Genomic DNA, 13,821 nt, shown 5'->3' on the forward strand with positions numbered 1-13,821 from the left:
GAAGAGCAGATTCCTATGGCATCCAAAATATGGAAATGCAGGGTGCAATGGCCATCTTCACGGTAAACTTGAAAAGAATCCTGAAATTGATCTAAAAAGGAGGAATATTACCTCAAAATCAATGGATTTGAGATTCTGAAAGTCTAAATAGCCACTCATGGTCGATTAAACCTTCAATAAAACCATTAAAAAACAAATTTTCAGAAATCCTTAGAACAAAAATGACCGAGTAAGATAAATCCTGTACTCAGTCATTTCTTTAAATCTCATTAAAAAGTTGAGACTTTTTCAGTGCCCTCCGATAAAGGCTGATCCTTTTTTAATCTCTTCTAATATATTCTCTATCTTCATCAGTCATCCCATCATTGTTACCTAAATATTCATTGTCCTCATCCGAAGGTTGAATAGTATTCGTGATGCCATATTCTTTGGGATGTTTTGATTTTCTTCTGAACAATATACCGCCTACAATGACTCCAATAACAAAAAATATTCCCAGGATTATTAGTTTAGAAGTTCTTATCTCACCAAATAGCCAAAATGATGCTTCTTCTTTATTGTTGAAAAGTACAATCGCTATAAAGGCTAATACAACGGCAATAATAATGGTTTTTGGTTTCATAATACAATATTTTAGACAAAACTATAAAATTATGGGAGGATTTCAATTTCCAGTCCTCTTCCTTAATATATTTAGTAACAATTTTATTATTTAGTAAAGTTTTAAATTATTTCCTATAATTTAATAATTGGAACAATATATGCTAAATAATATTGATTTACCTATATTTTGATATTTTATCCTATGAAAAATAAGGATAATTTGGAAACTAAATGGTGCTATGAACGTTTTTAATATAGAATAATACCTCTATTTAGACGTTTGATTTGTAAACTAAAGAAAAACAAAAGGGAAGAATTGGTAAGAGATTTTATTGGTAATACACCATTGCGCAGGGATGAATATTTGTCCATGCGATATAACACTAATATTTTAATCAAAGAGGAGTTTCATAATCCGGGCAAGTCCTCCAAGGATAGGGCAGCTTGGTTCATGGTGGAGGATGCAATTAAAAATAATAAGATTGCACAAGGTGGTACTTTTGTAGAAGCTAGTAGTGGAAATACAGGTATTAGTATCGCATTAATTGCCAAAAAACTCGGTTATAAGGCTAAGATTTTTGTTTCGGCAAGTTGTTCTGACGAAAAAATTGATCTTTTAAAGTCATATGGCGCAGAAATTCAACAATGCGATAATTCCAATGGTTTACATGTATTTAATTCTACACAGTACCTAGCACAAAATTATAGCTCAAATACAGAAAATACTTACTTTACAAATCAATATTACAACTCTAACAACATCAAGGCACATTATAAAACTACAGGTCCGGAAATCTGGACACAAACTAACGGTGAGGTTACCCATGTTTTGGTTGGAGTAGGTACTGGTGGTTCGATTTCAGGAATAGGTCGCTATTTGAAAGAACAGAATCCGAAGGTGAAGATTTTTGGTATTGAACCGAAAGATTCAGTATATAGTTTATACATGCAAAATATTCCCATTCCTGATGAAGAGGCAAAGTTTGATTCGATTGAAGGTATAGGAAGAACTTTTATCCCGGGAGCATTTGACAAAAATGCCGTGGATGAAATTTTTCAGATTGATAAAAATGCTACAGTTGCTATTTCTAAAAAATATAGGGAAATAAGCGGCAATTTGGTTGGTTATTCCAGTGCAGCAGTACTAGCGGCTCTGGATAAACACATTGAAAAGATGGATTTAACCGAAAACGATCAGGTGGTTTTGTTTTTTCCTGACCATGGTGATCGATATATTCATAAGTTATATAAGGATTTAGTATCGATAGAAGAGATAAGTGAGGACTATAATGCATCAATATAATGATTTAGCGATTCCCATTGCTTGGCCCGATCAGACAGCAAGAGGAGATGAACTATGGATGGCCGCATTAAAGAAATTAGGAGTGGTAAAAAACCTTAATTTTAAGGTTGGTCATGCTGCAATTGTCCTTATTGAACGAAAAACTGGACATTTAAGATACTTTGACTTTGGAAGGTACATAACTCCTCGTGGATTTGGCAGAGCTCGATCAAGTCAGTTTGATCCGCGTTTAGAATTGACTACAGTCGCTGAATTCTCAGATTCTGGAGAATTGATGAATTTCGAAGAGATTTTATTGGAATTAGAAGCTAAAGAATCTGCTACGCATGGTGGCGGAAGGTTATTGTGCTCCATCTCTAAAGATATTTCATTCCAAAAAGGAGTGGCTTTTGCTGAAAGCCTGGTGGATAAAGGTCCCATTTTGTATGGAGCCTTAGCTCCCAATAATAATAGCTGTTCAAGATATGTGGCCCAGATTTTGGTCAATTCTCTAGATAAAAAAGATCCAAGGATCAATAAAATTCTATATCCTGAATGTTTAAAGGCTAGCCCAACAAGTAATGTGGTCAATGCAATTGAGCATGATGAGTTATATTGTTTTAAAGATTCTAAGTTGGAAACCTGGAATATGGGACGCTGGGATTCTCTGAAATTTCAAATAGAACTCTTACATCCCAACTTTATTCGATCAAAATCATTGGATCTTCCAGATGATTTGGTTTTAGGATTTATGGAAGAGCCTGAACGCCCGGTACACCTGCCTAATGAGGCGCAATGGTTAGGTGGATTGGGAGAGGGCTGTTGGTTCTATCTTGGTAATTTAGCAAACGAAGTTGAAATTACGCGATTTAACCATAAGGGGGAAGTGGACTACACTGTATTGGCAAATACGGAAGATAAAATCAGCAATTATTCCAATGCTAAATTTAGTTACCACATCCACCACAAAAGACATGTTGTTAAACAAAATGATCAAGAAATAATATTTAAAACTCTAGAAATAAATAATTTAAATTTAAAACAATCTATCTAAAAAAATAAAATACAAAATGGAATTAAAAATTTTAAAAGCCAAGATTCATACGGTTAAAGTGACAGAAGCGAATGTAGAATACAATGGGTCAATTACTATTGACGCTGATTTGTTGGATGCTGCAGGTATTGTGAAATATGAACAGGTTTATATTAATAATGCGGTTAGCGGAAGTCGTATCATGACTTATGTATTGCCAGGAAAACGTGGAAGTGGTGAAGTGTGTATGAATGGTGGAGCTGCATTGCACGCAAAAGTAGGAGATACCGTTCACATCCTTTCTTTTGTAAACTTAACTCCTGAAGAAGCTGAAACATACCAACCTACTTTGGTATTTACTGAAGGAAACAACCAGATTAAGTCGGTTGAGAAGTATGATTACTAGTCGGATATGAGATATGAGATGTGAGATGTGAGATAGGGGAAAGGGAGCATAGACGGGTAACATTTGACATAAGACATAAGACATAAGACATAAGACATAAGACTTTGTAATTGTTTTAAAGTTTTAGAAAATTGGTTCGCAGGATTGCGGACCTTTTTTGTTGATAGGGGCAAATAAGATTCATTTGAGGGTTGGAATGGTGGTTTTGCTTGTTATATTATATAATTTTGGCATATCTATTTTGATTTTTGAATAGATATTTGCTTATGTTTAAAAATCACTGAAAACAGTGAGGTTTGAATTGAATTTTGTGCTTAACTTCATCAACTGAAATTGAGCCTTTACAGATCATGTTAACATATTGAAAATGATTAAAAAAGTATATTTATTATTTATCGGAATATTTATTTCAGTGTTCCTTAGTTCATGTTTTGACATTGTGGAAGAGATCAATATGAAGAGTGATGGTAGTGGGGCAATAGTCGGGACATTGAACATGAGTAAAAGCCGTACTAAAGTTTCATCGTTGATGAAATTGGATAAGATTGATGGTTTTAAAATCCCTAACCAAGCTGAGATCAGAAAGCAGGTAACTACGCTCGTTCAATTACTGAAAAATACAAAGGGAATAAGTAATGTTAAATACAAACTGGATTTTACAAATTATATAGCCAGTATTTCCTGTGATTTCCAAGATGTTAATGCTTTGAATGCTTACACTGCGACTTTAGCTAAACATTTTAAATCCAACTTGAATACCTATTCTAGTTATAGTTATAATTCAAGTAACAAGACTTTTGTGCGTAGTTATAAGCACAATCCGGAAGCTAAAAAAGAATTTGATAAACTTAAACCTGAAAATCAGAAGTCATTTGACCAAGCATTTTATACCAGCATTTATCGATTTCAACAAGCTGTTTTAAAGCAATCAAATGCATCGGGGAAAGTATCTACAAATAAACAGGCCGTCATGATAAAAGTTCCTATACCGACATTAATTAACGGTAAAGCTAACTTAGCTAATACCATTGTTATTAAATAATATATAAAATTAATCTATCATATATGAATAACTTGAAACTTGCCATCACTGTACTGGCAGTTAGTATAAGTGGGAATCTATTTTCTCAGGATTTACTTCATAAAGTTCCTGAAGAGTCGAAATTTGTAATTGCTTTGAATGGGAAAGGATTTTTCAAACATGCAAATATGGAACAGCTCAATGGAATATTCAAAAGAGCTGGAGTTTTTGAAAAGATAATGGATGATAATGGATCATTTCAATCTGAGAATATTGAAGAGTTTGGAATCGACCTGAATGCCAAATCTTACATTCATTTTAATGTAAATGATAGTTTGCAATTTTTCGGTGCACTTATTCCATTGAAAGATAAGGCGCAGTTTGAATCTATTTTACCTGAGGAATCTGAAATTAAAGTGATAAATGGGTTAAGCTCGATCGAAACAGATGATAGAACGCTTAGGATTTCTTGGGATCAACAAACTCTGTATATCCTGGGTGGAGTAGCCATGGAAAATTATTTCTCTCGAGAAGATATAAGACAGAAATATGGAATGCTTGAGAAACCAGAATACGATTATGCTGAGGATGCTGCTGCCGTTCCGGATACATTAGATTGGGAAGCCTATGACTTTGATGAGGAAAATACAGTAGATACTATCGTATTGGCAGATCCAGGGAATGAATCTGTTGAGGAAATTGAAACAGCGGTAGAGAAAGCAGCTGAAGCTGCAATTGAAGAAGCAGAAATTGTCACAATTCCGCCTCCGCCAGCTTTACCTGATGATTTTGAATCGGTAGATTCTGTTTTGGCAAGAGATGAATATCAGGATGATTATTATACCGAGTATAGTAGAGTAACGGCTCATAATGATTCTATTCAGGATTTGTTTGTCCATCAACAACTTGATGCTGAAATGGCTAGGCTCTTGGCTGGAGAATTAGGCTCTTATAAGTCCAAGAAAATGGCAACAATGAAGGAAAATGAACTCATGCATTTTGAAATGGGGAAATTATCTAATTTGTTTGAATATTATTATCCTACTGATATCTTATATGGATATATGGGAAGGCCTTCATTTGACTATGGTTACGAACATATCAATAGCACCTTGTTGGTTGATGGAAATAAAATGAAATGGTTGGGAGATGTCACCTTTGACAAGGAGATGGCTAAATACTATAAAGAGATATACCAAAAGAAGATTAATCCAAAATTTTTGAGCTTTGTAAACGATGATGCTCTGGGCTTTTTATCTTTCAATGTAAATTCTGAAGCATATATCAAACATATGCCTGCTATCGTAAAAAGAGTTTATGGTGGAATGGACGGAAAAGTAGGTCAAATTATTGACTTATTTACCACTGCATTTGATATAGTTGTAGATGAGAAAGCTGTTGCCAAAGTATTCAAAGGAGATAACCTTTTTGTCTTAAATGGAGTTTCTCAAAAAGAGGTCAAATACATCGACTATGAATATGATGAGGATTACAACTATACAGAAATTGAAAAAACAAAGATGGAGAAGATTCCAGATTACTTATGGATGTTCTCATCGGATGACACTAGGGTATTCGAAAAGATTCTAGCTATTTTGATTACTGAAGATAATATAATGGAACATGATGGTATTTATGAAGTAAAATCAGCAAAAATTGATGAAATCGCTCCATACATCATGATTGATAAGGGCATTGTATTCTTGGGAAATAATATGGAACAATTAAAACAGATAAAATCTAATTCAGATAAATCCACAAAAAGTAAATATGCTTCCATTTTGAAGAAGAATAAATTTGCCATGGTATTCAATACCAAGAAAATACCAGATATGATAGATGACCTAGATCTGCCGGTTCACCGCTCTATGGATGCTGAGATAAAGAATTTGAGCCAATATGGTGATCTTTACATGATCAGTAATGGTATGAAAGGGGATAAGTTTCTTTGGGAGGCCGGTGTTGAATTTCCTAATGATGGAAAGAATGCCGTTGATTATTTAATTAATACCTTTGATAATATTAGTAAGTCATTAAAGGATTAACCTATGGGTTGGATTAAAAAAATATTCATATTTATAATAGGACTTATAGCTGTATTGGCTATAAGTCTTTTTGCTTTTAAATATTTTAGAGCATCAAAAGCAGATAAAATTCATATTCCCAAAGATGTTTATTCAGTTATTAAAATAGATGTTGATGGATTGATCACTGATATTTTTAAGAATTCACTCTCCAATTATTCGGAATATTATACCACAAAAAAAGATAGTACTGATACCCTTAAAAGAACAAAAATTTGGAATATAGGTGCAGAAATACCAGCTAAGTTATATCTTTTTAGTTTAAGTGATACTTCAAGTACATTTTATGCAGTTATTGGGGTAAATAATAAAGATAAAGTTCAGAAGTTTTTAACCAACGATTTAGAATTGGTTGCTGATTCTTCTGCTATTGAATCTGGCAATGCAGGGCTGTATTCCAAGAGACATTTCAAAGTATTGTTGGGAGGAAATAGTATGATTCTCTCGGTTGGTCCCAAAGCTAATTTGGATGAAATGACTTCGCTTTTGAAATCAGACCAGAAGGATTGGCAGCTTGCCAACAGCTTTGGAAATGGAATAGCCCAGATAAATAATGCAAGGATAAGTTATGTAGACAATAAAAAGAACTGGGCAAAATTGGATTTTATGAATGGAAAGTTTGCTCTTAATGGATATTATAAATCAGCCTTGTTCAAATTCCCTTCGAATCCAAAGGGTTTGGATCATTCTGATAACAATGTTCTAAGTCTAGCATTTAACTCTGATCTATCCTTGATATTAAAAGATAAAGAACAGGAATTAGAAAAATTAAAATTACCAATCGATAGTGTATACAAATATGTAGGGAATTTTGCCTCCATTCAATTAAAGGATAACCAAGTAATGGAATCTGATACAGTCATCACTTATGATTATGATGATAATTTTGAAATGATAGAGAAAAAGGAAATTCAGCAGATTGAGGTTCCCGATCTAACTTTCAATGTGATGGCATCGCCACATCTATTGGGATATCTGCCAGAGAAAATGTTTTATAAATTCTCTAAAAACTATTCCGATGGAAGGATTTATTTAACAACAAATAATACTTCCATTGAAACATTTAACTTGATCCCATCACAAAATGTTTTGTCATTGGTATACAGTAAAAATTCTTCAGCTGCCAAATATCTTGGGTGGTTACCGAATTATGATAGGGTAGTCCTTGGGACTATTTATGGCAAAGCAATCAGTGATAATGAAATGGGGTTGAAAGGGGAGTTTGTATTGGAGAATCCAGATTTGAATAGTTTTTATCAGATGCTGGTTAAATAGACATTAGACATTAGACATAAGACACAAGACCATTTCTTGTGTCTTAAATTTCTCGAATCTCAATTATCCTCTCTCTTCATCTTGTGTCTTATATGCGTTTTAACATTTAATTTAATTTGTAATCGTTTTTTTAAACGTTTGGCTTAGTATTTGGTCAAAGAGGTAGAACAATTAAATATTACTTATGAAACGATTATTTGGATTAATATTAATAGCTATCATGGCGTTTAGTGTAGCATCATGTTACAGCCATAGACATCATCCACATGGAATGCCTCCAGGACAAGCAAAGAAAAGATATGGTGGCAAATCCGCAAAGCACTATGCACCTGGCCAACAAAAGAAAAAATACAAAGGAAATAAAGCTAAAGGAAGACATAATCATCCCGGACATAGATATGACGTTGTATATCCGTAGGGAGATATGAGATATGGGATGTGAGATATGAGATATGGGATGTGAGATTTGAGATAGAAAGGGTGAAAGAACCGTTTTTCAGATTTAAATTGGTTGAAAGACATGATACATTCATTCCTATTATAGTTCTACCCGAATGGGGCGGCATGGCGTAAATATTATTTTAGATAATGGCACAATTCCATCGGGATGAAACTATTATAGTTCATTCGGGGCAGTTAGGGGTGTTTAATATCGCAAATCTTATATCTCACATCTCAAATCCCGATAAAATTAAAAAAGGCCAGATTCAATATGAATCCGGCCTTTTTTAATTTTATCGTAGACTGCTTATTCAGCAACAACTTCGAAAGGGATTTGTACTTTAACTTCCTTGTGTAAGTTCAAGTTAGCTACGTACTCACCTAATTGCTTAGGTTCAGTTTCGAAAGTGATACGACGGCGGTCAACATCATAACCTTGAGCTTTAAGAGCTTCAGCGATTTGAATGCTGTTAACTTTTCCGAAGATCTTGCCAGATTCACCAGCTTTAGCACCAATAGATAATTTTACTGATTCTAATTTAGCTGCTAATTCAGTAGCATCTTTCTTGATTTTGTCTTGTTTGAACTGAGCTTGTTTGATATTCTCAGCCAATACTTTCTTTGCAGATGGCGTAGCCATAATTGCAAATCCTTGAGGAATTAAGTAGTTACGGCCGAAACCTGGTTTTACTACTACGATATCGTCTTTCTCACCAAGGTGTTTAACATCTTGTTTTAATATAACTTCCATTATCGTATCCTCCTTATTTTAATGAATCAGTTACGTAAGGCATTAATCCGATGATACGAGAACGTTTCACGGCTTGAGCAACTTTACGTTGAAATTTCAATGATGTTCCAGTTAATCGACGAGGTAAGATTTTACCTTGATCATTTACAAACTTCAATAAGAAGTTAGCGTCTTTGTAGTCGATGTACTTAATACCGTTCTTTTTGAAGCGACAGTATTTTTTACGGTTGTCCTCTACTTTAGGAGCAGTCACGTATTGGATGTTTTCGTTTGCCATTAGTTTGCTACCTCCTCAGTTTTAGTTTCTGCCTTTTTGTTGAATGCACCGCTACGTTTTTTCTCGTTGTAAGCAACTGCGTGCTTGTCAAGAGAGATTGTTAAGAAACGCATCACGCGCTCATCACGTTTGTATTCAACCTCTAATTTTTTGATTAATTCACCTGGAGCCTTGAATTCAGTTAAGTGATAGAACCCAGTTGTTTTTTTCTGGATCGGATACGCTAATTTTCTCAAACCCCAATTATCTTCTGCGATAATTTCGGCTCCGCCTTCTGTCAAGATGTCTTTGAATTTTGCGATTGTTTCTTTCGCAGCATCTTCTGAAAGCAACGGGGTAAGAATGATTACAGATTCGTACTGTTGCATTGTGTAAATAAATTATGTTTATTAATTTTTTGCCGTAAGTATGTTAACGGATTGCAAAGATAGAATTTTCTCCCGAATTTTACTATAAATACACTATTATTTTTTATCTCGATTTTTGGTAATCAAGCAATTGTAAAAATCAATGTAGCTGTAAAACTACAAAACCTGCGCTATACATCTCTTTATTAGCCTAAATATATATAAATCCCCATCTTTGCCGCTCACTAGAATTAATAAAATTAATATTGAATTTCATTGGTAGGATGCCTCTTTGGGCTAGGATTATGGTCTCCGTGACCATAGGGTTGGTAATAGGATATTTAGTTTCAAACTTGATTTATTTTTGGTTGTTGGGGCTTTAAACTAGATATGTGATATTAGATTTGAGATGTGAGATATTAGAAAGAATAATTGAAAGAATAAATAAAATAACAAAGGCCAAAAAATCTTTTATTGGCCTTTGTTATTTTATTTAAATGGATAATGATCTGATTAAATATCTCAAATTTAAGCAGGATTGTTAAGTTTAATATCTCAAATCCCACATCTCACATTTCATATCTGCCTTAATTATAAGGATTATTTTCAAGTTGAATGTCCCATATCTCAAATCTCAAATCTGATATCTACCTTGATTATGAAATGATTTCAAGTTTAATATCTCAAATCCCATATCTCACATCTCATATCCACCTTACGCCAACTTCCCTAATGCTTCTTTGATTCTTCTTAGGGCTTCTTTTAAGTTTTCGTCGGAAGCAGCGTATGAAAGACGGATATAATTGTTGTTTCCGAAAGAATCTCCACCTACTGTTGCTACGTGTCCGTAGTTTAATAAGTATAGTGCAAGATCAGCAGAGTTATTGATTACATTACCTTCTGGATCTTTTTTGCCGAAGAATGAACTGATTTCTGGGAAGAAATAGAAAGCTCCATCAGGAAGGTTAGTTTTTACTCCGGGGATATCGTTCAAAAGATCATAAACCAATTGGCGACGGCGTTCAAATGCTTCTTTCATCTCCAAAACACTTTCTAAACCTTGTTCATAGGCTGCAATACCTGCTCTTTGTGAAATAGAACAAGTACCTGAAGTAGTCTGTCCTTGCATTTTTTCATTTGCAGCAGCGATTTCTTTATTAGCAGCGATATATCCTAAACGCCAGCCAGTCATTGCAAATGCTTTTGAAAAACCGTTGATGATAATAACGCGGTCCTTAATAGAAGGGAACTGCGCTATCGATTCGTGTTTATCAACGAAGTTAATATGTTCATAAATCTCATCTGAGATAATATAGATTTCAGGGTGCTTTTCGAAAACTTTAACAAGACCTTCTAATTCCTCCTTTGAATAAACAGAACCTGTAGGGTTACAAGGTGAAGAGAACATGAAAACCTTAGACTTCGGTGTGATAGCAGCTTCCAATTGTTCAGGAGTGATTTTGAAATCAGATTCGATAGTGGTGTCAATAAATACAGACTTTCCTTCTGCTAGGACGACCATTTCTGAATAAGAAACCCAATATGGCGTAGGGATGATTACTTCATCGCCTGGATTCACCAAGGTTAACAATACATTTGAAAGAGATTGTTTGGCACCTGTTGAAACGACAATATTTGAGATGTCGTAATCTAAGCCATTTTCATTCTTTAATTTATTTACGATTGCTTGGCGAAGTTCAGGATAACCAGAAACAGGAGAGTAGCGTGTCCAGTTTTCATCCAAAGCCTTCTTAGCAGCATCTTTTACATGCTCAGGCGTATTGAAATCGGGTTCTCCTACACTTAAACTAATAACATTAATGCCTTTGGCCGCAAGTTCACGACCTAATTTGGTCATTTTTAAAGTTGCTGATTCGGATAGATTATTGATTCTATCGGATAGTATGGATGTTTGACTCATGATATTACAAATATATTATATACTATTTATTATTGATGAGAAAAATGTAACAAAATATCTCTTAGAATGATACTTTCTAAATATATCGCTCTAAATAGCGGTTTGTTAAATTTATGATAGCTTTGTATGAAAATCGGTTAATAAATGAAGTTAAAATTTGATGGTTTTATAATTGCTCTAATCTTTATGATCATCCTAGCCTATATCTTCCCAGATATTGCAGCATATATGGATGGTCGGTTTTTAGAAATCATTACAAGTGTAGGCGTTGCTTTAGTATTTTTCTTCTATGGGCTCAAGCTGAGTTTTAATGAGATTAAACATGGTATGAAGAACTGGAAACTTCATTTGTCAGTTCAACTTTTTACTTTTGCCCTATTTCCATTGTTAGTTTTATTGTTCAGGCCATTTGTACATACTGAAACACAAGAGCAATTTTGGCTCTCCTTTTATTTTCTGGCTGCCTTGCCTTCAACAGTTACTTCCTCAGTGGTCATGGTATCGATAGCTAAAGGAAATGTCCCTGCGGCTATCTTTAATGCTTCGATTTCTGGATTGATAGGAGTAGCGGTAACGCCTTTATTGATGCATTTCTTTCTCGAAGTTGAAGAAGTTAATGTGTTTGCTGAGTTGTATTTAGGACTTTTATTTGAAGTAATACTCCCAGTTATTTTTGGATTGATAATTCAACCGTATTGGGGCAAATGGGCTCATAAATACTCAAAAGCTCTTTCAAACTTTGACAAAGGAGTGGTGTTATTGATTGTATATGGTAGTTTTTCAGAATCATTTATGAATGATATATTCAATACCATCGGAACTACTTATTTATTGAGCTTGTTCGTGGGGGTGATTGCTCTGTTTTTTACGGTTTATCTAATAATTTTAATACTAGTTCGTTATGTATTAAAATTCAATCGAGAAGATCGGATTTCAGCGTTATTCTGCGGTTCTAAAAAATCATTGACACATGGCAGTGTATTTTCAAAATTCCTTTTTGCCAACAATCCAAAAATGGGGTTATTTATATTGCCATTGATGATTTATCATGCTTTTCAGATTTTTGTGGTTACCATTATTGCGCAAAGATTGGGTAAGCAAAAAGATGAGAATTGATTAACAAAAAAGTAATACATCCTATACTTGAATTAATTATTTTTGCGATTCAAAAAAACAAGTGCTATGAATAGGCAAATGAGATTGGTTTTATTATCCTTGATTACAGGTATCGTTTTGATGCTAATCAAGTTTATTGCCTATTTTATTACGGAGTCCAATGCTATCTTTTCGGATGCTGCAGAAAGTATTGTTAATATTGTGGCATCAGGATTTGCATATTATAGTATCTACCTAGCTGCACAGCCAAAAGATGAAAATCACCCGTATGGACATGGAAAAGTAGAGTTTTTCTCCGTATTCGTAGAAGGCGGAATGATATTTATTGCAGGTAGTATTATCCTTATCAAATCTATTTACAGTGTATTTTCTCCTCAGCCTATCACGAATGTTGAAGAGGGTATGTATCTCATACTTGCGACCTCTTTCATCAATTTCGCTGTTGGATTTTATTTAATGAAGAGAGGTAAAGCTCTAAGGTCCTTAACTATTGAGGCTGATGGCAAGCATTTACAAGTAGATGCATATAGTTCAATTGGTTTGATTGCAGGTCTCTTGATCATGAAATTGACAGGATTAGCTTGGATCGACTTGGCCTTATCGTTTGTTTTAGGAACATTTATTCTTTTTAATGGCTATAAATTACTCCGTAAATCCATTTCGGGGTTAATGGACGAGTCTGATACTGAGGTTATCGAAGAAGTGGTAACTATTCTAAATGCTAATAGAAAACCAGTTTGGATTGATGTCCATAATCTAAGAGTTCAACGATATGGACAAGAGTTACATATCGACTGCCACCTAACCTTACCAAACTATTACGACCTTAATAAAGTCCACGACTGCATTTCTGATTTTGACCAAGTATTGAACGAAAATCTTCATTCCAAAACAGAATTCTTTATCCATGCAGACCCATGCATGCCTGAGTGTTGCCACTACTGCACTGTCGAAAATTGCCCTATCCGCTCCGAGCCTTATTCAAAACACATTGAATGGACAACCGTCAATGTTACTAAGAATATGAAGCATTTTAGGGATAGGTAGGATTAGATATGAGATATGAGATGTGAGAATTGAGATATTGGAAAGAAGGGTTGAAAGAATGAATAAATTATTATTTAAGATCTGATTTTACATTTCAAATCTCACCCGTAATATCTCACATCTCATATCTCAATCGTAATATCCCACATCTCATATCTAAACCGTAATATCCCACATCTCATATCTCAGTCGTAATATCTCACATCTCACATCTATT

Annotated in this window: 14 protein-coding genes; 9 read left to right on the forward strand and 5 right to left on the reverse strand. The window is 34.2% G+C overall.

What is annotated here, in order from left to right; translation table 11 throughout:
* Positions 1 to 319: 319 nt before the first annotated feature.
* A complete protein-coding gene (locus CRT24_RS03265) occupies positions 320 to 622 on the reverse strand; it encodes a hypothetical protein (protein WP_099369817.1) in 303 nt (100 codons plus the stop codon).
* 261 nt (positions 623 to 883) lie between these two features.
* Between CRT24_RS03265 and CRT24_RS03270 the strand changes: the two genes are divergently transcribed.
* The 7 genes from CRT24_RS03270 (at position 884) to CRT24_RS21185 (ending at position 8,122) form a co-directional block, all read left to right on the forward strand.
* Positions 884 to 1,906: a PLP-dependent cysteine synthase family protein gene (locus CRT24_RS03270; protein WP_180269053.1), complete on the forward strand. Its 1,023-nt coding sequence runs from the start codon at positions 884 to 886 to the stop codon at positions 1,904 to 1,906.
* Positions 1,893 to 2,939, forward strand: a complete 1,047-nt coding sequence (locus tag CRT24_RS03275; RefSeq protein ID WP_099369819.1) for a DUF6695 family protein — start codon at positions 1,893 to 1,895, stop codon at positions 2,937 to 2,939. The genes CRT24_RS03270 and CRT24_RS03275 overlap by 14 nt, the downstream gene beginning before the upstream one ends.
* 16 nt (positions 2,940 to 2,955) lie before the next feature.
* On the forward strand, positions 2,956 to 3,324 hold the full coding sequence (gene panD, locus CRT24_RS03280; RefSeq protein ID WP_099369820.1) for an aspartate 1-decarboxylase: 369 nt from the start codon (positions 2,956 to 2,958) through the stop codon (positions 3,322 to 3,324).
* A gap of 367 nt (positions 3,325 to 3,691) precedes the next feature.
* The gene (locus CRT24_RS03285) at positions 3,692 to 4,366 is read left to right on the forward strand and encodes a hypothetical protein (RefSeq protein ID WP_099369821.1); all 675 of its coding nucleotides are present in this window, start codon (positions 3,692 to 3,694) and stop codon (positions 4,364 to 4,366) included.
* A 23-nt stretch (positions 4,367 to 4,389) separates the two neighbouring features.
* Entirely contained in the window at positions 4,390 to 6,390 is a 2,001-nt protein-coding gene (locus CRT24_RS03290; RefSeq protein ID WP_099369822.1) for a hypothetical protein, read from the forward strand.
* A 3-nt stretch (positions 6,391 to 6,393) separates the two neighbouring features.
* Positions 6,394 to 7,704 (forward strand): hypothetical protein, encoded by a 1,311-nt coding sequence (locus CRT24_RS03295; RefSeq protein ID WP_099369823.1) that lies wholly within the window; start codon positions 6,394 to 6,396, stop codon positions 7,702 to 7,704.
* A 184-nt stretch (positions 7,705 to 7,888) separates the two neighbouring features.
* Positions 7,889 to 8,122 carry a hypothetical protein gene (locus CRT24_RS21185; protein WP_099369824.1) on the forward strand — a complete coding sequence of 78 codons (234 nt, stop codon included), beginning with the start codon at positions 7,889 to 7,891 and terminating at the stop codon, positions 8,120 to 8,122.
* A gap of 330 nt (positions 8,123 to 8,452) precedes the next feature.
* On the opposite strand, the gene rplI is transcribed toward CRT24_RS21185, so the two are convergent.
* The 4 genes from rplI to CRT24_RS03320 all read right to left on the reverse strand — a co-directional run bounded on the left by rplI (position 8,453) and on the right by CRT24_RS03320 (position 11,441).
* Positions 8,453 to 8,896 (reverse strand): 50S ribosomal protein L9, encoded by a 444-nt coding sequence (gene rplI / locus CRT24_RS03305; RefSeq protein ID WP_099369825.1) that lies wholly within the window; start codon positions 8,894 to 8,896, stop codon positions 8,453 to 8,455.
* Between the two features lie 13 nt (positions 8,897 to 8,909).
* Complete coding sequence (rpsR, locus tag CRT24_RS03310) at positions 8,910 to 9,173, reverse strand: 30S ribosomal protein S18 (protein WP_099369826.1); 264 nt, start codon at positions 9,171 to 9,173, stop codon at positions 8,910 to 8,912.
* A complete protein-coding gene (rpsF, locus tag CRT24_RS03315) occupies positions 9,173 to 9,541 on the reverse strand; it encodes a 30S ribosomal protein S6 (protein ID WP_099369827.1) in 369 nt (122 codons plus the stop codon). Before rpsF ends, rpsR begins: the two co-directional genes overlap by 1 nt.
* 694 nt (positions 9,542 to 10,235) lie before the next feature.
* A complete protein-coding gene (locus tag CRT24_RS03320; protein ID WP_257213962.1) occupies positions 10,236 to 11,441 on the reverse strand; it encodes a pyridoxal phosphate-dependent aminotransferase in 1,206 nt (401 codons plus the stop codon).
* 144 nt (positions 11,442 to 11,585) lie between these two features.
* Between CRT24_RS03320 and CRT24_RS03325 the strand changes: the two genes are divergently transcribed.
* Positions 11,586 to 12,557 carry a bile acid:sodium symporter family protein gene (locus CRT24_RS03325; protein WP_099369828.1) on the forward strand — a complete coding sequence of 324 codons (972 nt, stop codon included), beginning with the start codon at positions 11,586 to 11,588 and terminating at the stop codon, positions 12,555 to 12,557.
* 66 nt (positions 12,558 to 12,623) lie between these two features.
* On the forward strand, positions 12,624 to 13,604 hold the full coding sequence (locus CRT24_RS03330) for a cation diffusion facilitator family transporter (protein ID WP_099369829.1): 981 nt from the start codon (positions 12,624 to 12,626) through the stop codon (positions 13,602 to 13,604).
* The last annotated feature ends 217 nt before the right edge of the window (positions 13,605 to 13,821 follow it).

Origin of the sequence: Sphingobacterium sp. 1.A.5 (assembly GCF_002734235.1) — a bacterium.
Classification (GTDB): domain Bacteria; phylum Bacteroidota; class Bacteroidia; order Sphingobacteriales; family Sphingobacteriaceae; genus Sphingobacterium; species Sphingobacterium daejeonense.